Raw genomic sequence first — 22,154 nt, 5'->3', positions numbered from 1 at the left:
ACAGCGCGCCTATATGCGTCCGCAATCATGGCAGACACCACTCTTATGACCATCCCCGGACAGGTTGATCCGGTTCCTGTCGCGCGCGACATCACGCCGCGCGAGGATGGTCGCATCGACCTTATCGGCCTACCGCGCCCGCGCATTCGCGAACTGTTTGAAGAAGCAGGGCTGGACGCGCGGCAGGCCAAATTGCGCTCGAAACAGGTGTTTCACTGGCTCTATCACCGCGGCGTCACCGAGTTTGATGCGATGACCGATATTGCCAAGACGATGCGCCCGTGGCTGGCGGAGCGGTTCGTCATCGGACGCCCCAATGTGGTCGAGGCCCAGCATTCATCGGACGGCACGCGCAAATGGCTGCTGCAAACCGACGACGGCCACGATTTCGAAATGGTCTTCATTCCCGATGCAGACAGGGGGACCTTGTGCGTATCGAGCCAGGTCGGCTGCACATTGAACTGCACCTTCTGTCACACCGGCACCATGCGCCTTGTGCGCAATCTCACTCCGGGTGAGATCGTGGGTCAGGTGATGCTGGCCCGCGATGCTTTAGGCGAATGGCCCAAAGGCGTGATGGACGGGCTCGACGAGGCTGAGGATGCCAAAGATCCAGTCGGCCACTACACCGCCGATGGCCGCCTGCTCACCAACATCGTGATGATGGGCATGGGTGAGCCGCTCTATAATTTCGACTATGTGCGCGATGCGCTCAAACTCGTGATGGACGGCGATGGTCTTGCACTTTCGAAACGGCGCATCACCCTTTCCACCAGCGGGGTAATCCCGGCGATGGAACGGTGCGGGCAAGAGATCGGAGTGAACCTTGCGGTGTCGCTCCATGCGGTCACCAAAGAGGTGCGCGACGAGATCGTGCCGTTGAACAAGAAATACGGGCTCGAAGAGCTGCTGCAGGCGTGTGCCGACTATCCCGGCGCCTCCAACGCCAGGCGCATCACGTTCGAATACGTCATGCTCAAGGACAAGAACGACAGCGACGAAGACGCGCGCGAGCTTGTCCGGCTGCTGAAGCAATTCAATCTGCCCGCCAAGGTCAACCTCATCCCGTTCAACCCATGGCCGGGCGCGAATTACGAATGCTCAACCCCGGAGCGGATCAAGGCGTTTTCCGACATCGTCTTTGAAGGCGGCATCAGCGCGCCGGTGCGCACTCCGCGCGGCCGCGATATTGATGCAGCCTGCGGTCAGCTCAAAACGGCAGCGGAGAAGAAAAGCCGCGCGCAAAGGGACCGCGAGGCGGCGGCGCAACTGGCCACTGGCGAGTGAGCATCGACCCGGCAACGTTTGAATTCTACCAGTCGGGCGCGCCCCACTTCTCCCTGAACTCCGCGATTAGCCATTCGCGGCATCTGGATCACTTTCTCGACCGGCTCGAGCCGCGCGCGCGGGTGCTGGAACTTGGCTGCGGCGCAGGCCGCGATGCGGTTCGTATTGTTGAGCGCGGATTTGACCTAGATGCGACCTACGGCGTGCCCGCGATGGTGGCCAAGACGAATGAACGCCACAATCTCACCGCGCGATTGATGCGGTTTGACGAGTTGGTGGCGGTTGACGAATACGACGCCGTTTGGGCCCACGCCTGCCTGTTGCATTGTCCCCGCGATGAATTGCCCGGCGTGCTCGCACGTATTCACCGCGCGCTGAAGCCTGGCGGCTATCATTATGCGAGTTATAAGCTGGGCGATTGCGAAGGGCGCGATCTGCTGGGGCGACTGCACAATTTCCCCTCGCCCGATTGGCTGTTTGAGACCTATAGTGCGGCTGGATTTAAGCCAGTTGTGCATGAAGTCTTTGCAGGCAAAGCAAGCGACGGAACACAGCGCGATTGGTTGGCTCTTACAGTGAGGATGCAATGAAACGCACTTTGGAGGCCATTTGCACCGGCACCGCGCGCCCCTTTAACGGCGCAGAACTCAGCGCATTCGCCAAGCGCCCGCGCGAGGGCAAGGTGCAGATCATCGAAGACGGGTTTGCCCCTGACGAACAGGCCGACCGCAAACACCACGGCGGCCCCGACATGGCGCTCCACCTCTATCCGCTTGCCCACCACGATTTCTGGCGGGAAGAACTGGGCGATATCGACCTGCTGAAAGAGCCCGGCGCGTTCGGGTCCAATCTGGCGGTTCGTGACCTTGTCGAAACGCAGGTCCATCTGGGCGATAAATTCCGCCTCGGCACCGCGCTGATCGAGATCAGCCAGCCGCGCAAACCCTGCTGGAAGATCGAACACCGCTTTGCCGACCATTGCAACTCCAAGGGCATGGTCGCGAAAATCGTCAGATCAGCGCGCTGCGGGTGGTATTTCCGGGTGCTCGAAATGGGAGAGGCACAGGCGGGCGACACGCTGGCGCGGATTGAACTTGGCCATGAGGATTGGGACATCGCCCGCGCTTCTTTCGCGCTTCATGCCGGAACAGGTTCGCAAGAGGATTACGCCGAGCTTGCCGCGATGGAAGTGCTTTCGGCGGCAGAGCGTGAGCGGGCGAAAGCGAAGCTGAAAACGGCCTGATCGCCCCCGGCTCGCCGCACTCACAATTCGGCTCGTCTCATTACCGCAAATCCAACGGGTCGTTCATCTGAGGTTCTCCTGTGATGAACGAAATCGCTTTCGAGCCCACATTGAGGCTGGAAAGGAAACACCCATGAAAACGCCAACAAAGAGCCTTGCACTGATCGCCGTCACGGGATCGCTCGCCGCAATGAGTGTTCCCGCTCAGGCCGCGGACATGTCTGCGCCCACTCAAATCACCACCGAGTTTGCCGCTTCGCCATTGATGGCTTTGACCACCGGTGCGGATTATGCAGGCCGCGATCGGTACGATGATGACCGGCGTTATCGCCGTGGTCGCGGGCGGTATGATGACCGCGTTTATGACAACCGTGGCCGTTACCGCGAGCCGCGCCGTATCCGCGACCGTGATCGCATCTGGCGCGGGCGCGACGGCAATTATTATTGCAAACGCGACAATGGCACTACGGGCCTCGTGATCGGAGCCGGTGTCGGCGCACTGCTTGGCCGTTCGGTCGATACACGCGGCGACCGCACCGTTGGTACGCTTCTTGGCGGTGCCCTTGGTGCGGTGATCGGTCGCGAAATTGACCGCGGCGATGTGCGCTGCCGCTAAAAATTCAGGCGAAGGGGCGCTTCGTTAAAAGAAGCGTCCCTTGCTTGGTTACGATCTGGCATCGGCCACCGATCCATATGTCGCCGCTATCGTCCTGCGCGCAGGCGACAAGGCCATTCGCACCCACTTTGCGCCCCTGCCCTGCGGTGTAGGAGCCTTCGGGCAGACCGTTTTCAAACAGGTGGATTGCAACGCCTGCGTTAAAACTGCCCGTCACCGGGTCTTCGTTCAGGTTGCCGAGAGCGTCGGCGAAGAAAGCGCGCAGTTCCCAATCGCGTTCGAATCCTGCCTCATGCGGTCCGGCAATGCCGACGTCCGTGCCAAGCGGCGCCTTGGACGCAGGGTTTGCAGCAAGCACGTCGGCCGATGATTTAAGACGCAAAAGCTGCCACTTCGGCCCGTTCACGACGTGCACGGCCTCGATCACGGCGGCCTCGTCCACGCCGGTGTAGGCAATCGCAGAGGCGCGCTCTTCGCCGGTCAATGGCTCATGCTTGAGAAGCGGCGGCGCTTTGAAGGCGAGCGTTTCGCCCTCTTGCCGAATATCGACAAGGCCAATGCCGCATTCCTGCACCACCCGCCCAACGCTCTTGGGCTGGCCGCCTGCTTCAAGCCATGAATGGCACGAGCCGAGCGTCGGATGTCCTGCAAAGGGAAGTTCGCCGCCCGGGTAAAAGATACGAACGCGGTAATCCGCTGCCGGATCGCTGGGCGGCAGGAGAAAAGTCGTCTCGGAAAAGCCGAGCCAATTGGTGAACGCCTGCATCGCTTCCGCGCTCAGATCATCGCCGCCATGCACCACGCCAAGCGGATTGCCCGAAAGCGGCCCGTCGCAAAACACATCAATCAAATCGCAGGTCGGCATCTGAAAAATTTCCCTTCGCCTGTAACCTTATGGCGCGCTCGCGCGTTACGCTAGGCAAGGCCACATTTTTCTGTTTCTAAAGGTATCATGACCAAACCAGCCGTTCTCATCACCGGAAGCGCCACCCGCCTTGGCGCCGAGATTGCGCGCGGCTTTGCTAACGCGGGATGGCATGTGGTAATCCATCACCTAACCTCCGACGACGAGGCAGAAGCACTGCAGAACGAGTTGCCGAGCGCAGAGACAGTGTGCTGCGATCTGGCCGATCACGAGGCTGCGGTCCGCATGGTGGACGCACTTTGCAGGAAGCTTCCCGAGTTTCGCTGTCTCATCAATTCGGCATCGATTTTTCAATATGACAATGCGCGCAATATAGAGGCGGACAAGACCGAACAGGCGATGCAGATCAATGCGCGCACACCTGCCTTGATGACGCAAAGCTTTCTCGCCCATGCGAGCAGCGCGGTGCCTCCTTGCGTGATCCAGGTTACCGATATGAAGCTGGAAAATCCGAACCCCGATTTTTTCAGCTACACCATGTCGAAACACGCACTTGCCTCGACGATCAGGATGTTTGCCGAGGACGCGGGCGATAATGCGCGCATTTACGGCATCGCGCCGGGCGCAATCCTGCCCAGCCACGACCAAAGCAAGGAAGAAACCGAAACCAGCCATGTGCTGAACCTGCTGGAACGTAAAACGGGAGCAAACGAGATCGTCGATGCGGCCCTTTTCCTCAGCACTGGCGCGCTCAAAAGCGGCTCCACCCTCTTTGTCGACAGCGGTCAGCACCTGCTCGATCAGCCGCGCGATGTGATCTATCTTGCACGCGAGGAGGCATGATGAACAAGGGTCCAGCCAAACGCCACGCGCTCACCACCCGTCTTTGGCATTGGACCAACGCTGCTGCCTTCGTGGTGCTGTTCATGTCCGGCCTCAATATCTCCAACGCGCACCGTGCGCTTTATTGGGGCGACTATGGCTATGACATGAGCGAGGCGTGGCTGATCGTTACGCGCTTTCCCGCCTGGATGACGATCCCGCAGCGTTACGACCTTGCCGAGGCGCGCGATTGGCACAATCTGTCGGCATGGATATTTGCGCTTGGCCTTCTCGTCATGTGGGCGATGAGCCTTGTGAACCGCCACTTTGCGCGCGACATTGCGACTTCGCTCAATGATTGGCGCCCCGCAGCGTGGAGAGCCGCGATCAAGGAGCACGCGCAGCCCGGCGACCATGGCGACAAGAGCTATAATGCGGTTCAGAAGATTTCTTACGGTCTGGTTCTTGGCATCGGTTTGCCGCTGATGATTGCGACCGGCCTTGCGATAAGCCCCGGGTTCGAAGTGAGCGCGCCGTGGCTCGTCGAAGGGCTCGGCGGGCGTCAGAGCGCGCGATCGCTGCATTTTCTTTGTGCTTGGGGGCTTGCCGGCTTTGTCGCGGTGCATCTGGTGATGGTGCTGTGGTCGGGGCCGCTCACACAGATTGGCCGCATGATTACCGGTGGACGCCGCGAGGGGGACGCAAATGCCTGAAAAACCAGTCACAGCTATAAAACGCCGCTCGCTCCTTGCAGGCCTTGCCGCCATGCCCGCCGCCGCTTGTACCGAGCTTGCCGAGACAAAGCCCGTGGGCGACCTGTTTGACGCTGCCGAAGGCTGGCACCGCGCCGCCCACCGCAGCCTTGCCGCGCGCCAGGCATTGGCGCCCGAATATGCGCCCGACGAACGCTCCCCCGATGTGAAAGGCAATGGCACGGTCAGTGTCGAAACCCCTGAATACCAGGAGCAATTGGCGAAAGGCTTCCCCGATTGGCGGCTAGAGGTTCGCGGGCTTGTCGATAATCCGCTGAGCCTGTCGCTGGCAGACCTCAAAGCCCTCCCCCAGCGCACGCAGATTACACGCCACGATTGCGTCGAGGGCTGGAGCGCGATTGGCGAATGGAAGGGTCCCAAGCTTTCCGACCTGCTCGATCAGGCCCGTGTTAGCGACAAGGCCAATTTCATCGTCTTTCGCTGCGCCGACGTGCTCTACAACCGCGACTATTACGAGAGCGTCGATATGGTCGATGCCTATCACCCGCAAACGATCATCGCGCATGAGCTAAACGGCGAGCCCCTCCCTGAGAAAAACGGCGCCCCCTTGCGCGCCCGGATTGAACGGCAGCTGGGCTACAAGCACGCCAAATATCTCACCGCGATCGAAGCAGTTGCGAGCTTTGACGACCTTTACGGCGGCAAAGGCGGGTTTTGGGAGGATACTGGCGATTACCAGTGGTATGCCGGGATCTGATCCTTATTCGGGATAGATGCGGTTCATCGTCTCCCAATCGGTTGCGATCATCTCCTCGAGCACGTTGAGGTCGATATCGGCCAATTTGTTGACGTAGAGGCACGATGCACCGGTCGAATGTTTGCCCAGCCGCTTTAGCGCATCCTCGCGCCGTTTTGCCTGAATATCATCGCAATAACCGCCCATAAGATAGAGCGAATGCTTGGCCTTGCGCGGGGAAAATCCCGCGCGGCACATATCCCCTTCGCGTCCGCTTGCGTATTTATAGTGATAGCTGCCGTAGCCGATAATCGACGGGCCCCACATCTGGGGCTCCTCCCCCGTCACCTTACGAAACAGCGCGTCCAAAACGCGCACGTCCTCGCGCTTTGATGCAGGCTCTACTGCGTCAATAAAGGCCTCGACCGACACCTGCGTCGGCTTCGTCTTGTTATCGGCCATGCTCATCCCTCCCCAAGCGCGTCCCAATCGACAATTGACATGATAGCACAACGCGCCGCACATTCGCAGTGTAACAGCAGAAGGGGACTGCTTGGACTATGTGGCTGCTCGATAAATTTCTGAAGAAAGCGATCAAACACGGCACCCTGATCGTCACCGACCATGATGGGCGCGAATACAGCTATGGCCCCGGCGGAGAATACGATCCGCTGATCGGTGGACGCGCTGGTCCCATCCGCATCAAACTGACCCACAAGAAAGCGGCACATCACATTGTGCGCTATCCCCAAATGGGCGCAGGCGAGGCGTTCATGTGGGGTTGGCTCGTCGTCGAAGAGCCGCACGATATCCGCGACATGATCCTGTTCGTGACCATGAATGCAAAACGCATGGGCGACAATATGCTCAAGGCGAAGGGCCCCGTTCGCAAGGCCTTACAGCGGGTGAAGGCGGCGGTGGACGGCATCAATCTGCGCAGTTCCGCCAGAGCCAATGCCGAGCACACCTACAACCTGACGCGCGAGCTGTACGAGCGTTTCCTCGATGAAGATCGCCAATACACGATGGCGTACTATCGGGAGGATGATCCGACCAAAACGAGCCTCGAGCAGGCACAGATGGACAAGAAAGCCCACCTGGCCGCCAAGCTTTACATGAAGCGGCCAGAGGACAATGGCGGCAAGCCGATGCGCGTGCTCGACATTGGCTGTGGTTGGGGCGGTTTCGCATTGTATCTCAACAAGATGTACGATTGCGAAGTGCTGGGCGTCGCGCTCGCCCCTGATCAGGTCGCCTTCTCGAACGAGCGCGCGCGTGAGCTTGGCGTTGATGACAAGGTCAAGTTCGAGCTGTGCGACTATCGCGATGTGCCTAGTAAAGAAGGGGGCGAATTCGACCGCATCTCCAGCGTTGGCCTGCTCGAACATGTGGGCACAATCCACTATCCGCAATTCTTCGAGCACACCAATCGGCTGCTCAAGAAAGACGGCGTGATGATCTCGCACTGCTGTGGCCGGTCGGGCGCGCCGGGTTACACCGATGCGTGGACGCGCAAGTATATCTTCCCCGGCGGCTATATCCCTGCCCTCTCAGAGCTTGTGACCGAGAGCGAGAAGTTCGGCTGGCAGGTGACCGATGTCGAGGCGATGCGCTTCCATTACAGCCACACCTTGCAGGAATGGTACAATCGCACGGTAATGCACCGTGAAGAGATCACCGAGATGTATGACGAGGTCTTTTACCGGATGTGGCTGTTCTATCTTGCGGGCGCGGAACAGTCCTTCCGCAACGGGACGATGATCAACTGGCAGCTGCAATATGTGAAGGACCGCGAAGCGATCCCGATGACGCGCGAATATATGGAAGCCGAAAGCGCACGGCTTCGCGCAATCGGCGAAACCCCGAGCTGGCGTTTTGATCCCGGGCTGAAAGAAGCGGCGGAATAACTTACTCGGCAGCTTTGGAAGGCCGGTAAATCGGCCCAAAGCCCAGCAATGCTGCCCCGACGAAGGGCGCTGCGACCACCCATATCCTCAAGCCCGTGATCCCTTCGGGGCTAGCGATGGTGATGCCGGCGGTACAACCAAGGCCGATGCAGATCAGCAGCACCCCTGCGACCGCCCGCGCGCGTGGCACGGTGCGCCCGCCCCTGATCGGGGTAAAGGTGCGCTCGTGCCGTGCGAAAATCCCGATCAGGGGCAAAGTCGCAAGGATATAGATTGCCAGCCACAAGGGGCGCGTTGCCCACCACTCGCCTGTGCCCGGTACGCTGCTGAGACCGATGCCGCCAAGCGCGATCCAGACAAAGGTCATCACCAGCACAAAAGCGGTGAGGTGCCACAAGAAGACGGTCATAATCATCCCGTTCATCAACACGGTCGCAGTCCACAGCCGGAGATTGTCGAGCATCCGCCTGCCCAGCGGCTCCAGCGCAAGCACCAGCCCGACCTGCACCACGCCCAGCGCCAGAAGCGCGAAAGTCGGCGGGAGCGAGTTGGAAAAACCATCGGGCGCTGACACCATGGAGACGGGATAGAAGCCATAGACCGTGACAGAGACAAGCACCGCAAGCCCAAGGGCGAACCAGAGCCCTGCGATGGCGGGACTTTTGAACCGCCCTTCCTGCCAGGCAAAACCCAGCTGGTGGATCGCCAGAAACACCCAAAGGAAATTGGTGAAGCTGATGTAGGGGACGCCATAGGCGAAGCGCAGGTAATCGACCCCCAGAACCAGCGGGACATACACCGCAAAACTCACCCAGCCGAAACGCTTCCACGCGCGCAGAGCAAGCGGCGTACAGGCCGTCACCAGAAGATAAACGGCAAGAAACCAAACCGGGATAAGCGCCGCCTCGGTTGCCATGCGGATTTGATCGCGCGGGAAACCCAACTGGGTCAGCACCACCGCGATGACCGCCCAAACCAGCAAGACCGGGAATGTCGGTGCAATCAGACGCTGAACCCGCGCGGCGAGCCAGTCGCGATAAACGCCGGTCTGCCCCGGTGAAGCTTTTCGCAAGGTCCCCTGCCAGCTTACCGAATTGGAATAGCCGCCAACAAGGAAGAAGACCGGCATCACCTGAAAGGCCCACGTCAGCCAGTGCGTCCACTGTGAGGTTTCAATCAAGTCACCGCGTTGCAGCGCGCCCGCATCGTCGACATAGAGCCCGGCCATCAACCAGTGGCCGAAGACCACCGCCATGATGGAGATCGCGCGCAGGAAATCGACCCAGCGATTGCGCTCCGGCGGGGTCATTTGCGCCATCTCGCGCGCTTTGTTCCACATCATCAGCACTCGAGCCCTCTCCCATGTCGCCAAAATCTAACCATTGGCACACAAAATATTGGTGGCCACACCCGCCTTCGCAAGTTTAAGGGGCCTCTACACTGTGCATGACCATGCGTTCGTCCATCGGTCGTTTGCATTGAAATTCGGTGAAAGAAGGCTCTGAAATGTCTGATATTAAGCGTGTTGTCCTTGCCTATTCCGGCGGCCTCGACACCTCCGTCATCGCCAAATGGTTGAGCGTTGAACGCGGACTTGAGGTTGTGACCTTCACCGCCGACCTTGGTCAGGGCGAAGAGATTGAGCCTGCGCGCGATAAGGCCCGCAACATGGGCATTCCTGACGAGCACATTTTTATCGAGGACCTTCGCGAAGAATTCGTGCGCGATTTCGTCTTTCCGATGATGCGAGCCAATGCCCGTTACGAAGGCGACTATCTGCTCGGCACCTCGATTGCGCGCCCGCTTATTTCCAAGCGCCTTGTCGAGATTGCCCATGAAACCGGCGCCGATGCGATTGCCCACGGGGCAACCGGCAAAGGCAATGACCAAGTGCGCTTTGAGCTTTCGGCCTACGCGCTTGACCCGTCGATCCATGTGATCGCTCCGTGGCGCGAATGGGATCTGACCTCGCGCACAGCTCTCATCGCATGGGCCGAGGCGCACCAGATTGCCGTTCCCAAGGACAAGCGTGGCGAAGCGCCCTTCTCCACCGATGCGAACCTTCTGCACACCTCGTCTGAAGGCAAGGTGCTCGAAGATCCGTGGGAAGAAACGCCGGACTACGTCTATTCGCGCACCGATCATCCGGAAAACGCGCCCGACACTCCGGAATATATCGAAATCGGTTTCGAGCGCGGCGATGGCGTATCCCTTAACGGCGAGGCGATGTCGCCTGCCACCTTGTTGACCGCTCTTAACGAGCTTGGCCGCAAGCATGGCATCGGCCGCCTCGACCTTGTCGAAAACCGCTTTGTCGGCATGAAATCGCGCGGCATGTATGAAACACCGGGCGGCGAAATCTATGCCGTTGCACACCGCGGCATCGAACAGATCACCCTCGACCGGGGCGCAGCGCACCTCAAGGACGAGCTGATGCCGAAATATGCCGAGCTCATCTACAACGGCTTCTGGTTCGCGCCAGAGCGTGAGATGTTGCAGGCCGCCATCGACCTTAGCCAAGAGAAGGTAACGGGCACGGTGCGCGTTCGCCTTTATAAAGGGCTTGCGAGCGTCGTGGGCCGCAAATCGCCGCATTCGCTCTATTCCGAGGCGCACGTGACGTTTGAGGACGATGCGGGCGCTTACGATCAACACGATGCAGAAGGCTTCATCAAACTGAACGCGCTGCGTTTGAAGCTCCTCGCGAAAAGAGATCGATAAGGGCAACCGGTGAACCTGCGGCGGTTTGCCAGCAGGTTTGCACCGCTCCAAGTCAGTCTTGCCGAGTCGCGTCAGACCCCCGTGCCGGTTATGAAATTTTGCCAAAGTTCGACTTTGCGAAAAGAACCACGGCGCACTCCCAATAGGTGCATTGGTTCCCGCTCTGACCAAGTAAAAGCGACGAGGCGTTGAGTTGTCCACTCGTGTCCACAAGCGATCTTGGGAAAAGTGGATAAGTCGCTCTTGCCAGCCTTGCGAAAAGCCCGGTCGAGGCGCACTTTCAACTTGTCTTCGGGACGGGAAAACTTGAGAAAGAAGAACCGCAAGGAACTGATTTCACGAGGATTTTCTCGAAACAAAGATACGGTGGCTGCTGTCCACGCTCGTCTTGAGAGAAGAAGTGCACAAAGCTCACGCCAAGTGCAAGTCTGATCGTTTGAAAGACTGGCGACGCAAAGCAACCGTTCAAGGCCGACATAGTGGCTGGCAATAGCTGTAGGAAAGAGTGCTTGTACGCAAGTGGGAGCAATCGGAACGAACAGTGTCTGACTTGCCAAACCCAGGATGACGGTCTCGGCGATGCCAGACGGCAGGCTGGACGCGAGAGTGGTGGCTTTGGCCACGACAGGAGCGAAGGCAAAGCACAAGGCAAAGTCGGATGCCGGCGCGAGCGTCGGTGGAAGGACCGCGAAGCAAGGCGGCACCGAAAGACGCGAAACCTGCAAGGGGGACGCGAGGAACGGAGCAGCTGGACGCGGGCGATACACCGGGTGCCAAGTGCGCTTTGGTCAGGATGCAGGAGGGGCGGCTTGCCCAAACCGAATGCAAACATCGGCCAAGCGACCACGCGCTGGTGAGAGTGGGGTCGGCAGCAATGCCGGCCCCATTTGCTTTTCTGCCCCCCTTCAGCCAATGAATCGTCGAGGCGTTGTGCGCGCAACGGGTGCTCCTGCGACTCCGCGTTGAGTGAATTCCGCACCTTTCTGCATCCGTGCTACCGCTCGCTCCACCGCCCCAATCACACCGATCATCGTGAATCCGCCCCTAAAGCGCGACGGGTAGATGCCCCCAGTTGGCGCGCCGGCTCCTATTTGTGTATGCGCCCCTCCCATTGGCCAAAGTGCGATGGGAGAGTAAAACGTGACCAAATTTGCGCGCAAGGCCGCAGGCATTGCCATGTTGGGTATCGCTTGCGTGACATCGCTTAATGCCTCTGCCGCCGCCGATGACGCGCGCACAGAAATGTCCGCCAGCTTCGTCCCACCGCAATCGTCAAGTTCATCCTCGGACTTCAGCGCCGAGTTCGACAGCATTATTGCCGATGCCGGTCCAGCCACGGGCGAGGATGCGATCACGGTCCCCGCGCACGCCGTCGACCTCAGCACCTTTGAGCCGCCCCGCGGGCCAAGCATCCTGCGCGATCTGGGCGCCGGAGTTGCCTCCTTTTACGGGCGGCGTTTTCATGGCCGTCTCACCGCCAATGGCGAGCGGTTTGACATGAACGCGATGACAGCAGCGCACAAAACCCTGCCGTTTGGCACCCGAGTGCGCGTCACCAATGCGCGCAATGGCCGCTCGGTTGTGGTGCGCATCAACGATCGCGGTCCCTTTATCAAAGGGCGCACCATCGACCTCTCGCGCGCCGCGGCAAAGCGGCTCGGCTTCGTTTCGCGGGGTCACGCGCGGGTGGAACTCGACATTATCGAATAGTCGTTCGCAAAACCTCGCCTAAAAACGGCCCCTCACCGTGTGTGTTTGAGACACTTGAGACACTGTCCAGACAGGCAAAATCATCCTCGTCCAGATCGTCGGCGTAATACGCCTCCATATCCTCTTTCAGCTCGGCGATGATGGTGTCCATATCGGTCTCCCTTTCGGGGAGTAGCGCCAGCTCCGCCACCTCCAGGTCAAAGCCATTGGCCGCATCGGCCACACCGCGGGTCTTCTCCAACCGGTCAAGCCGCCCGAGATGCGCAAGCAGCAGCCGCGCGTCATAGCGCGTTCGCGTGGCGACTTCCTCCCCGTGGTAAAAGACGCTTTCCTGCGTGCCATTGAGCGCGCGGTCGGCAAGCACCTCTTCCACCACAGCCCGCGCATGAAGCAGCGCCGCGTCCCATAGCTTTCGGAACGTCGGACAAGCCCGCCGCATCCGATAAGCCGTCGCCCGCGCCACCCCCACAGCCTTCGCCGCGCTGCGAACATTGCCCCACTCGGCCAAAGTAGTGAGAAACTTGGCCTGAAGCGCACGAGGAAAAGCGCGGGTGGATAGGGGCGTATTGGCGGTGAGGTCGGCGGTGTTGGCGAGATCGGTCATGGGGAGGCTCCGGTGTGGCATTACGCTGCGGCGCGCGTGGGGTGAGCGCCGCGCAGGCGTAGAGAAGGGAGCCAGCCCATTTACGCGAATTTTGCGGTGTAGGAAAACTCTGGCGTCTTGAATTTGCAAAATTTAAGGCTAAGCAGAAATGCTAAATGGGGACGCGGGATGAAGCCTTTTCTTAAGTGGGCAGGAGGAAAGCGTTGGCTTTTCACCTCTGAATTCATAGAAAAATTGCCATCATTCGATAGGTATATTGAGCCATTTTTGGGAGGCGGTGCAGGCTTTTTCGCTATTGCTCCTAAAAAGGCGATATTGAACGACTTAAATCCTGAGCTAATCAATCTTTATGAGATGATATCGACGAAGCCTCAGACCATCGCTCGTGGTCTAAAGCACCTTCATCAAGCACACTCGAAAGAGATGTACTACAAGGTGCGCGCTCGGGGATACACTCATGGACCGGTCGGAGCTATCCGCACTCTCTACTTGAACCGAACATGTTGGAACGGTCTTTTTAGGCTTAACTTGAAAGGCCAATTCAACGTGCCGATTGGCACTAAGAACGCAATCTTTGACGAAGCAGAATCATTTCAGGACTACGCTAAGATTATCAAGAGGGCGACGCTGATGTGTGGTGACTTTGAAGACTCGATAAACCTTGCTGGCGTTGGAGATCTTCTTTTTGTTGATCCACCTTACACAGTAAAACATAATATGAATGGCTTTGTGAAATACAACGAAGCTATTTTCTCGTGGGCGGATCAAGAGAGACTGTCATTTTCATTGCAACGAGCTAGTGAACGAGGTGCGTCGGTCATCTTAACAAATGCTGACCACCAGAGTGTTAGGGCTCTTTACGATGGATTTGGCAAACATTCCTCTGTTGCGCGCTCGTCGATAATTAGTGGACAAAGCTCTGGACGTAGCAAAACAACTGAATTTATCTTGGTTGCCTAAATGTATTGGGTAAAACAATATTTCAGCCAGCCCGATGTGCACTGGCGCTCTATAACCGAAGTGTTGATAATAGCGATCTGCTCGTTGGCTCCTTACTTCATCACTGCGTTTGTAAAATCGGCAACAGGTGACGGCGGGGTTGGTTTTGAGGTTGGCACGTTGTTCGCGCGCGGTCAGATCTACCTACTTGCCTATGCTCTTTTTGGCACAATTCTCTGGCTAGCAATTCTTCGAGGCGATCGCCCAAGGCACGCTGCAAGAGCCTATCTAGGAATGGCAGCAATATTATTGGTTCTTCCCATCGTAGGATTTATTGGCGTTGATCCCACATTCTCGACAATCGTCAACGATGACGTCGTTAGCTGGGGGTACTGGTTCTACGGGGCATTTCTCCTCATCCACTATCTTTTGCTGTTTTACATGGAGATAGCACCGCCCGATCTACAGGATACGTTCAAGCAAGGTACTAAGAGCCTTGATGACGAGTACAATAGGTTCAAAAATGGCCAGTAGGACTAAACTATCGCTTCCCTTTCAAGAGGTAGAACAGCCAGTCGGCAAGTTCTACTCAACCGTGATGCCCGCTCAAAGTCTGCTCGAAATTTGCCAGTTTGATTTTCGACAGATCAAAGAGAACAATGGGGTTAAAGACTTTATGGGCATCCAGCGAAAACTAAAGGATGATAGAGTCAAAGAAATCAGGAAATATATTGGAACGGTAGACGCGAGTTTTCCAACCTCAATCGTCGTTTCCGTTGATGAACGTTGCGCGTCGCTCGAAACCGTCGACGGATTGAAGCATTTAGTTTTAACGCCCTATGAGGATCCAGAGGACAAATCGGTCATTGTACCTTTTCGCGGGATTGCGCGCATCATAGATGGGCAGCACCGCCTCAAGGCGTTTGAAGGCACAAACTTCAACTGGGACCTCTCAGTGAACATTTTTGTTGGCATCGCTGAGGGGACTCAAGCTATGCTGTTTTCGAAAGTCAACCTCGCTCAAACCAAAGTAAATAAAAGCCTCGTTTACGACCTCTTTTCCTTGGACAAAGGAAGGAGCCCTGAGAAGACTTGCCATGAGCTCGTTGTTAGCCTCAATTCAAGGTCAGACAGCCCATTCTTCGAGAGGATTAAGAGGCTCGGCTCAGCCACCGAAGGGGTGTTTGGAGAAACTTTATCGCAAGCCACCGTTGTTCGTGGAATACTTCCTTACGTCTCGCGAGATCCAATGACTGACCGTGACATAGGTAAACGAACAGGTGTGTGGCCTGACCGAGGCCAAGATGACTTTGAACGGAGAATTTTCTACCCGCATTTCAAAGCTAACGAAGATCACAAGATTTTAGCAATATTGATCAATTTCTTCGGCGCGGTCAGCGAAAAGTGGGAAGTCGCATGGACGGACACTGGGCGAGGAGCCATGCTCTCGAAAACCAACGGTTATAACGCATTAATCCGGTATCTGAGAGAGGCTTATCTCAGTATAACCACCAAGCCTACCGTACCAACTAAGGAACAATTTCGATCCCTGCTTGATCGGTCATCACTGAAAGATAATGATTTCAACACGGATCGTTTCGTACCGGGATCAAGTGGCGCGGCAGCGCTTTACAGGGAGCTAGCGGAAACCCTTCCGAAAGAGGTTTAGGGTCCGAATTGAATTGCGTAACGGACTGCATCGACTAACTACCCCACCTTCGCCCGCTCCAACATCGGCTTCAAATACTGCCCCGTAAAGCTGCGCTCGACCTTGGCCACTTCCTCCGGTGTTCCGCTCGCGACAAGCTCGCCGCCGCGAACGCCACCATCTGGGCCTAAGTCCAGAATATGGTCCGCCGTCTTGATCACATCGAGATTGTGCTCGATCACCACGACCGAATTGCCCTGTTCGACAAGGCGCTGGAGCACTTCCAGAAGCTTCCTCACATCCTCAAAATGCAGGCCCGTGGTGGGCTCGTCGAGGATATAGAGCGTCTGGCCCGTCGAACGCTTGGCCAATTCCTTGGCCAGTTTCACGCGCTGCGCCTCGCCGCCCGATAGCGTCGTCGCCTGTTGGCCGACCTTTACATAGCCAAGTCCCACTTCGCACAGCATCGCCATTTTATCGCGGATGGGGGGGACGGCCTTGAAGAATTCGGCGGCATCCTCAATCGTCATGTCGAGCACGTCGGCGATGGAATGCCCCTTGAACTTCACCTGCAAAGTTTCGCGATTGTAACGCTTTCCGCCACATTCCTCGCACGTCACGTAAACGTCGGGGAGGAAGTGCATCTCGATCTTGCGCACGCCGTCGCCCTGGCATGCCTCGCACCGGCCACCCTTAACGTTGAAGGAGAAGCGCCCCGGCTTGTATCCGCGCGCCTGGGATTCCGGCAGCCCTGCAAACCAGTCGCGGATCTGGGTAAAGGCGCCGGTGTAGGTCGCGGGGTTGGAGCGCGGGGTGCGGCCGATGGGCGATTGGTCGATCTCGATCACCTTGTCGCAGTGTTCGAGGCCCGTCACCTTTTCATGCTTGCCAGCGATAATGCGCGCGCCGTTCAATGTGCGCGCGGCCGCTGCGTAGAGCGTGTCGATGGTGAAGGACGACTTGCCCGACCCCGATACTCCGGTGATGCAGGTAAAGGTGCCAAGCGGGATGGAGGCGGTGACGTTCTGCAGATTGTTCGCCTGCGCCCCGTGGACGGTGAGCGAAAGGCCATTGCCCTTGCGCCGATCCGTCGGAACAGCGATTTCGCGCCGCCCGGTCAGGTAATCGGCGGTGAGCGACTTTTTCGAGCGCATGATCTGCTTGAGCGTCCCTTGCGCCACGATCTCGCCGCCGCGCACGCCCGCTCCGGGACCGATATCGACGATATGGTCGGCGGTGCGGATCGCGTCTTCGTCATGCTCGACCACAATCACCGTATTGCCAAGGTCGCGCAGACGTTTGAGCGTTTCGAGGAGGCGGTCGTTGTCGCGCTGGTGAAGGCCGATGGAGGGCTCGTCCAGCACGTAAAGCACGCCGGAAAGCCCGCTGCCGATCTGGCTGGCGAGGCGGATACGCTGGCTCTCGCCGCCTGAAAGCGTGCCGCTGGTGCGGTCGAGGTTGAGATAGTCCAGCCCGACATTGTCGAGGAAGCCGAGACGCTCGTTGATCTCTTTGAGGATCGGCTTTGCGATCTGCTGTTGCTGCTCGCTCAGATGCTGGTCGAGGTCGAGGAACCACGCCTTTGCATCGGCTACGCTCATCCTGACGGGTTCGGCAATATCGGTGGGGCCGTTCTCGGACGGGATCTTCACCGCCAGCGATTTTTCATTGAGGCGTTTGCCGCCGCACGCCTCGCACGGTTGGGAGGTCTGGAACTTGGAAAGCTCCTCCTGCATCCACGCGCTCTCGGTCTGCGCCAAACGCCGGTTGAGGTTACCGATGACGCCCTCGAACGCCTTGTTGACGGTGTATTCCTTGCGCCCGTCCTTGAACGTCAGCGGCACCGGCATCCCGCCCGTGCCATGCAGGATGATCAGCTTTTGATCGGGCTCCAAGTCCTTCCACGGCGTTGTGATCTTGAAATCATACGCCTTCGCAAGGCTGGTGAGAACCTGCATATAGTACGGCGATGGCGGGTTGGACTTGGCCCAAGGCGCGACGGCGCCCTGTTTCAGGGTCAGCCCTTCGTTGGGGATCACCAGTTGCGGGTCGAACAACTGCTTTTCGCCGATCCCGTCGCAGGTCGGGCATGCCCCTTGCGGCGAGTTAAACGAAAACAGGCGCGGTTCGATCTCTTCGATGGTGAAACCGCTGACGGGACAGGCGAATTTTTCGGAGAATACGATGCGGTTGGCAGGCAGCCCCGCCCCCTTCATAGCCCCACCGCTGTCAGCTTCACCCTCACGCCCCGGCACAACGCCATCGGCAAGGTCGACGTAAGCAAGCCCCTCGGCAAGCTTGAGCGCCGTTTCAAACGAGTCCGCCAGCCGCGTCTGAAGGCCGTCCTTCACCGCGATCCGGTCAACGACGACTTCGATGTCATGCTTGAATTTCTTGTCGAGCGCGGGCGCTTCTTCGATCGGGTAAAGTTCGCCGTCGATACGCACGCGGGTAAAGCCCGCCTTTTGCCACTCGGCCAGCTCCTTGCGATACTCACCCTTGCGGCCCCGCACCACTGGCGCGAGGAGGTAAGCGCGGGTCCCTTCCGGCAATTCCATCACCCGGTCGACCATTTGCGAAACCGACTGCGCGCTGATCGGCTCTCCGGTCGCTGGCGAATACGGCACACCCGCCCTCGCCCACAAAAGCCGCATATAGTCATAAATCTCGGTCACCGTCGCCACGGTCGAGCGCGGGTTGCGGCTAGTCGTCTTCTGCTCGATCGAGATCGCCGGCGAGAGCCCGTCGATATGCTCGACATCGGGCTTTTGCATCATCTCAAGGAACTGGCGCGCATAGGCGGAAAGGCTCTCGACATAGCGCCGCTGCCCCTCGGCATAGATGGTATCAAAGGCGAGCGAAGACTTCCCCGACCCCGACAGCCCCGTGACCACAATCAGCGCATCGCGCGGCAGGTCGATATCGATACCTTTAAGGTTGTGCTCACGCGCACCGCGAACCGAGATTTTTGTAAGAGACATGAAGTGGATTTGTTCCGGAAATGTTCTAGGGTGTCAACACCAGGGCGACATAGACCCAACAGTTGTGCGGGAAAAAGGTGCCAGCGATATGGGGAGACACTGGTCGCATTGCAATCTGAGCGGGCCGGTAAGCGGGAGCGCCTAAGGCGCTAACGGGTAAAAATGGCAAGTCTTCACGGCAAACATTTGCAACACGAGATCAGTCTCTACAGATTAGAACACCAAAGTGCGCTTAGAGTGTTGATTGGCATGAGTAATTGTTGTTAGGCGGCCCTGCGCAATGTTTTTGAGGGGTCAGACTAAATGCCAGTATATGTGTCGGAATCTGAGTTGGGGCATCTGGAACAAGAGGGCGTTTCTCCTGCTCAACTTTTCACTTCGGCAGACAACCATACGATCGCAAGCTTGTCCGATGGCGGTTATTTGGTCACCTACAATGTGAGTTCCGGAACCTTCGCCGCTCTTTACGACGCTGATGGCAGCCTGCGTACTGAGCCGTTCGCGGTGGGCGAAGCAAACATGCAAAGCGTGGATACCGTCGGGCTACCCGGCGGCGGCTTCGTTTTGGTCTGGTCCGGTTCTCCAGTTTTGGTGAAAGCCCAGTTCTTCGATTCCGACGGAGCGCCAACAACATCAATCATTGGTCTGGATGGCTCGAACAACCGTGAACAACAGCCCGATGTTGCCGTCCTTGCCGACGGTTCGGTTTTGGTCGCTTGGGGAGCAAATTCCAACCCAGATACGATGCAGGCGCGCATCCTTGGCGAAGACGGTAGTTTTCTCACAGATCCCTTCACGTTGACCGAGGGAAGCAATTCGACTAATTTCTCAAGAGTACAGATCGCAGCCCTTCCCGATGGTGGTTTCGTCGCGTCTTGGAATGATGACCGAACCATCAAGGCGCAGGCATTCAACGATGCTCAACAACCGGTTGGCGCGCTCGTCGATGTGGGAGTTTCTGGCCCTGCCAATTCAGACCAGCGATATCAGTCGATCGAGATCCTCGAAGACGGCAATTATTTGTTGGTCTGGAACGAGCTTCCCAGCTCGTCTTCTTCCGACCTCATTGTCGGCGCGATCTTCACACCTGAAGGGGAAATGGTCGGGTCGCAGTTTCAGGTGAACACAAACACTGACTACGATACCATGCAACCAACCGCTGAAGTTCTGGGTGACGGATCGTTTGTCGTTGCATGGCGACTTGACGTACCGGGTGAAGGTCCAAACTTCTTCCAGATCGGTGACGTCATGGCCCGCCGTTTTTCCTCCAATGGACAGCCAATCGGCGATGAGTTCCGCATCAATGACGGGACGGACCTTGGTCAGGATACCCCGCTTATCGCTGCGTTTGGCACCGACGATGTGGCCTTCATTTGGCGCAACTGGGTTGAGGGGACAGTGCGCTCCGATATCCAAATGCTCAATGCCTATTCGGTGACCAACGGCTCAGATAGCGGCGACACCATTTCAGGCACGGCCGCAATTGACTATTTGCGAGGCTTGGCAGGAGATGACGTTATCAACGGCGGAGCAGGCGACGACGTTCTCGACGGCGGCGCGGGAGACGACACGATCAATGGCGGCGCGGGCAATGACGTGATCATCGTTCGCGATGAAGGCGATATAATCGAGGCCGGAACTGGCAATGATATCGTCATTGTGCAGAATCTGGAGCGTCCAAGTTTCTTCGACCCAAACAATGTGCTCACCCTAAACGCCGACGGCGGTGAAGGTCATGATGTACTATCCATTGCCGCTCAGACCCCTTTTTCGCCTTATGACGGTTCGGGTGTTAGTGGTTTTGAAGTGCTTTCAATGGAGGTGGGCGACACGTTCTCGTCAGTAGGCTTTGTCGGTCTTCATGGTCTAGAGCGCATCGTGATATCTGGGGACACGGCCTCTTTCACGCTCAGGGACAGCAACAATCCCGATGCTAATCTCTCTATCTCGGGGGGAACACGTGCTAATGGCAGCTTCATCAACTCCCACCTTGCGTCGATTACAGGAAGTGATGGCGTCGAAACCGTCGTGGTTCGAGATGGCTCTTTTGTTGGAGACGTCTCCTTGGGAGGTGGGAACGATTCATTCGTGGTCGAGCATGGGTCACTGCTGACCACGGCTATCACAAGCCTCGATGGTGGTACGGGCGATGAAGACGAACTGATTTATCTCTTCCCGGAAGCTTCGATCAGCGATTCCCTTGCAAATGTGACGGGTTTTGAGCAGCTTTTGCTCTCGCCGCCATTCGGGGAGCAACTCCAACCCCACACGTTCTCAAATATCTCTGGCTTTGATCTCATTTTCGCAAGCAGCTCAATATTCGGCGGCAACGTCAACGCGGCCGATATAGTCCTCTTGCCGGGGGCTGACTCTGATTTGTCCGACACCATATTGGGCGGAGCGCCAGGCGGATCGTTCACCATTAGCCAAGGGCTGACAGCGCACAGCTTTGTCTTCTACGATCCTCGCGGAGGACGACCTGACGACCACCCAGCGCGCTCCGCTCTTTTGGGCGCGACAATCATCAACGAAGGCATTATCCTGAACGAGGTGGACTTCGGCAATGGCGATGACCTTTATGACGGACGCAGCGGAACGGCCGGGGGACCTGTAACCGGCGGCGCAGGGATCGACGCACTGCTCGGCGGGGCGGGTTCGGAGAGCTTCTTTGGTGGGCTTGATGCCGACACTCTCAATGGTGGTGGCGGAAACGACCTGCTTGATGGCGGGAGCAATATCGACACGGCTGTCTTTGCTGGTGCCCTTGCTGACTACACCATCACACAAACGCAGCTTGGTGTGTTTGAAGTCGTAGGGCCCGATGGCACTGACACGCTCAGCACGATCGAGTTTGCGCAGTTTGACGATGAGACTGTCCGCCTGCTTCCTGGCCAAGGGGTGAGCGTCAACTTTCAGACCGCCGACCCTTCCCTCTATCAAGACGCGCTCACGGCATTACGCGATTTTGATGGCAATGCGCTTGGCGGCGATGGCGCTTGGCTTCGGATCGGGGAGGCGGACGTCAATGGCGATGGCGACATCGATCAGATCCTCGTCAACGATGCGATTGGGCGCTTTGCTACCGTTGGCACCGCTGATGATGGCCTCGTCTACTTCGACGACTTTAGCTGGGCCGGTGAAACGCGGGTGGCGGGTATCTACCTCGACCCGCTGGTGCAATCAGGCGATGTCGAACAGGGCAGCCCCTTCGACAGCCAGCAGCGTTTCCAGAATGACCTTGCGATCGAGAATATCAACCGCGTTCTGGGCGCGGATGACTATGATGGTGACGGGTTGCAGGAGGTGTATTTCGCGCTCACCGATGGCACAGCATTCTTGCGCGCCATCATGGAGGCCGATGG

19 protein-coding genes and 1 pseudogene are annotated in these 22,154 nt (G+C 57.9%); 14 read left to right on the top strand and 6 right to left on the bottom strand.

What is annotated here, in order from left to right:
• Nucleotides 1-27 precede the first annotated feature (27 nt).
• From rlmN to MWU38_RS07755, 4 genes are all read left to right on the top strand, one after another.
• Complete coding sequence (gene rlmN, locus MWU38_RS07770) at nt 28-1,287, top strand: 23S rRNA (adenine(2503)-C(2))-methyltransferase RlmN (protein ID WP_247271288.1); 1,260 nt, start codon at nt 28-30, stop codon at nt 1,285-1,287.
• A complete protein-coding gene (locus MWU38_RS07765) occupies nt 1,284-1,877 on the top strand; it encodes a class I SAM-dependent methyltransferase (protein ID WP_247271287.1) in 594 nt (197 codons plus the stop codon). The genes rlmN and MWU38_RS07765 overlap by 4 nt, the downstream gene beginning before the upstream one ends.
• Nucleotides 1,874-2,530 (top strand): MOSC domain-containing protein, encoded by a 657-nt coding sequence (locus MWU38_RS07760; protein ID WP_247271286.1) that lies wholly within the window; start codon nt 1,874-1,876, stop codon nt 2,528-2,530. Before MWU38_RS07765 ends, MWU38_RS07760 begins: the two co-directional genes overlap by 4 nt.
• 133 nt (nt 2,531-2,663) lie before the next feature.
• Nucleotides 2,664-3,146 (top strand): glycine zipper 2TM domain-containing protein, encoded by a 483-nt coding sequence (locus MWU38_RS07755; RefSeq protein WP_247271285.1) that lies wholly within the window; start codon nt 2,664-2,666, stop codon nt 3,144-3,146.
• Between the two features lie 4 nt (nt 3,147-3,150).
• Here the strand turns inward: MWU38_RS07755 and MWU38_RS07750 are convergent, their stop codons facing one another.
• The gene (locus MWU38_RS07750; protein ID WP_247271284.1) at nt 3,151-4,011 is read right to left on the bottom strand and encodes a PhzF family phenazine biosynthesis protein; all 861 of its coding nucleotides are present in this window, start codon (nt 4,009-4,011) and stop codon (nt 3,151-3,153) included.
• 87 nt (nt 4,012-4,098) lie between these two features.
• On the opposite strand from MWU38_RS07750, the gene MWU38_RS07745 reads away from it, so the two are divergent.
• From MWU38_RS07745 to MWU38_RS07735, 3 genes are read left to right on the top strand one after another with little or no spacing between them, the layout of a single operon-like run.
• Nucleotides 4,099-4,854, top strand: coding sequence for an SDR family oxidoreductase (locus MWU38_RS07745; protein WP_247271283.1), 756 nt, complete (start codon nt 4,099-4,101; stop codon nt 4,852-4,854).
• On the top strand, nt 4,851-5,546 hold the full coding sequence (locus MWU38_RS07740; protein WP_348646870.1) for a cytochrome b/b6 domain-containing protein: 696 nt from the start codon (nt 4,851-4,853) through the stop codon (nt 5,544-5,546). Before MWU38_RS07745 ends, MWU38_RS07740 begins: the two co-directional genes overlap by 4 nt.
• Nucleotides 5,539-6,303: a molybdopterin-dependent oxidoreductase gene (locus tag MWU38_RS07735; protein WP_247271282.1), complete on the top strand. Its 765-nt coding sequence runs from the start codon at nt 5,539-5,541 to the stop codon at nt 6,301-6,303. The genes MWU38_RS07740 and MWU38_RS07735 overlap by 8 nt, the downstream gene beginning before the upstream one ends.
• A 3-nt stretch (nt 6,304-6,306) precedes the next feature.
• Here MWU38_RS07735 and MWU38_RS07730 read toward each other — a convergent pair whose 3' ends face one another.
• The gene (locus MWU38_RS07730) at nt 6,307-6,750 is read right to left on the bottom strand and encodes a DUF1801 domain-containing protein (RefSeq protein WP_247271281.1); all 444 of its coding nucleotides are present in this window, start codon (nt 6,748-6,750) and stop codon (nt 6,307-6,309) included.
• Nucleotides 6,751-6,842: 92 nt separating this feature from the next.
• Here MWU38_RS07730 and MWU38_RS07725 point away from each other — a divergent pair, with 92 nt between their 5' ends.
• Nucleotides 6,843-8,189, top strand: coding sequence for a cyclopropane-fatty-acyl-phospholipid synthase family protein (locus MWU38_RS07725; protein ID WP_247271280.1), 1,347 nt, complete (start codon nt 6,843-6,845; stop codon nt 8,187-8,189).
• A 1-nt stretch (nt 8,190) separates the two neighbouring features.
• Here the strand turns inward: MWU38_RS07725 and MWU38_RS07720 are convergent, their stop codons facing one another.
• Nucleotides 8,191-9,531: an acyltransferase gene (locus MWU38_RS07720; protein WP_247271279.1), complete on the bottom strand. Its 1,341-nt coding sequence runs from the start codon at nt 9,529-9,531 to the stop codon at nt 8,191-8,193.
• Nucleotides 9,532-9,695: 164 nt separating this feature from the next.
• On the opposite strand from MWU38_RS07720, the gene MWU38_RS07715 reads away from it, so the two are divergent.
• Nucleotides 9,696-10,910, top strand: coding sequence for an argininosuccinate synthase (locus MWU38_RS07715; protein WP_247271278.1), 1,215 nt, complete (start codon nt 9,696-9,698; stop codon nt 10,908-10,910).
• A gap of 71 nt (nt 10,911-10,981) precedes the next feature.
• Here the strand turns inward: MWU38_RS07715 and MWU38_RS07710 are convergent, their stop codons facing one another.
• A complete protein-coding gene (locus MWU38_RS07710) occupies nt 10,982-11,533 on the bottom strand; it encodes a hypothetical protein (RefSeq protein WP_247271277.1) in 552 nt (183 codons plus the stop codon).
• 517 nt (nt 11,534-12,050) lie between these two features.
• On the opposite strand from MWU38_RS07710, the gene MWU38_RS07705 reads away from it, so the two are divergent.
• A complete protein-coding gene (locus MWU38_RS07705) occupies nt 12,051-12,620 on the top strand; it encodes a septal ring lytic transglycosylase RlpA family protein (RefSeq protein WP_247271276.1) in 570 nt (189 codons plus the stop codon).
• On the opposite strand, the gene MWU38_RS07700 is transcribed toward MWU38_RS07705, so the two are convergent.
• Nucleotides 12,610-13,224: a hypothetical protein gene (locus tag MWU38_RS07700; protein WP_247271275.1), complete on the bottom strand. Its 615-nt coding sequence runs from the start codon at nt 13,222-13,224 to the stop codon at nt 12,610-12,612. The genes MWU38_RS07705 and MWU38_RS07700 overlap by 11 nt on opposite strands.
• A gap of 117 nt (nt 13,225-13,341) precedes the next feature.
• On the opposite strand from MWU38_RS07700, the gene MWU38_RS07695 reads away from it, so the two are divergent.
• Genes MWU38_RS07695 through MWU38_RS07685 form a run of 3 tightly spaced genes read left to right on the top strand, consistent with a single transcriptional unit; the run spans nt 13,342 to nt 15,832 of the window.
• The gene (locus MWU38_RS07695; protein ID WP_247271274.1) at nt 13,342-14,184 is read left to right on the top strand and encodes a Dam family site-specific DNA-(adenine-N6)-methyltransferase; all 843 of its coding nucleotides are present in this window, start codon (nt 13,342-13,344) and stop codon (nt 14,182-14,184) included.
• Nucleotides 14,185-14,697, top strand: coding sequence for a hypothetical protein (locus tag MWU38_RS07690; RefSeq protein WP_247271273.1), 513 nt, complete (start codon nt 14,185-14,187; stop codon nt 14,695-14,697). It abuts the gene before it with no gap.
• Nucleotides 14,687-15,832, top strand: a complete 1,146-nt coding sequence (locus MWU38_RS07685; RefSeq protein WP_247271272.1) for a DGQHR domain-containing protein — start codon at nt 14,687-14,689, stop codon at nt 15,830-15,832. The genes MWU38_RS07690 and MWU38_RS07685 overlap by 11 nt, the downstream gene beginning before the upstream one ends.
• A 38-nt stretch (nt 15,833-15,870) precedes the next feature.
• On the opposite strand, the gene uvrA is transcribed toward MWU38_RS07685, so the two are convergent.
• Nucleotides 15,871-18,792 carry an excinuclease ABC subunit UvrA gene (gene uvrA, locus MWU38_RS07680; protein ID WP_247271271.1) on the bottom strand — a complete coding sequence of 974 codons (2,922 nt, stop codon included), beginning with the start codon at nt 18,790-18,792 and terminating at the stop codon, nt 15,871-15,873.
• A gap of 303 nt (nt 18,793-19,095) precedes the next feature.
• Here uvrA and MWU38_RS14920 point away from each other — a divergent pair.
• A pseudogene (locus tag MWU38_RS14920) lies at nt 19,096-22,154 on the top strand (hypothetical protein); the annotation flags it as partial.

This window comes from Qipengyuania sp. S6317L1 (assembly GCF_023015615.1).
GTDB lineage: Bacteria > Pseudomonadota > Alphaproteobacteria > Sphingomonadales > Sphingomonadaceae > Erythrobacter.
Note: the sequence above shows the minus strand (reverse complement) of the source record. Positions and strands in the feature narration are given on the sequence as shown.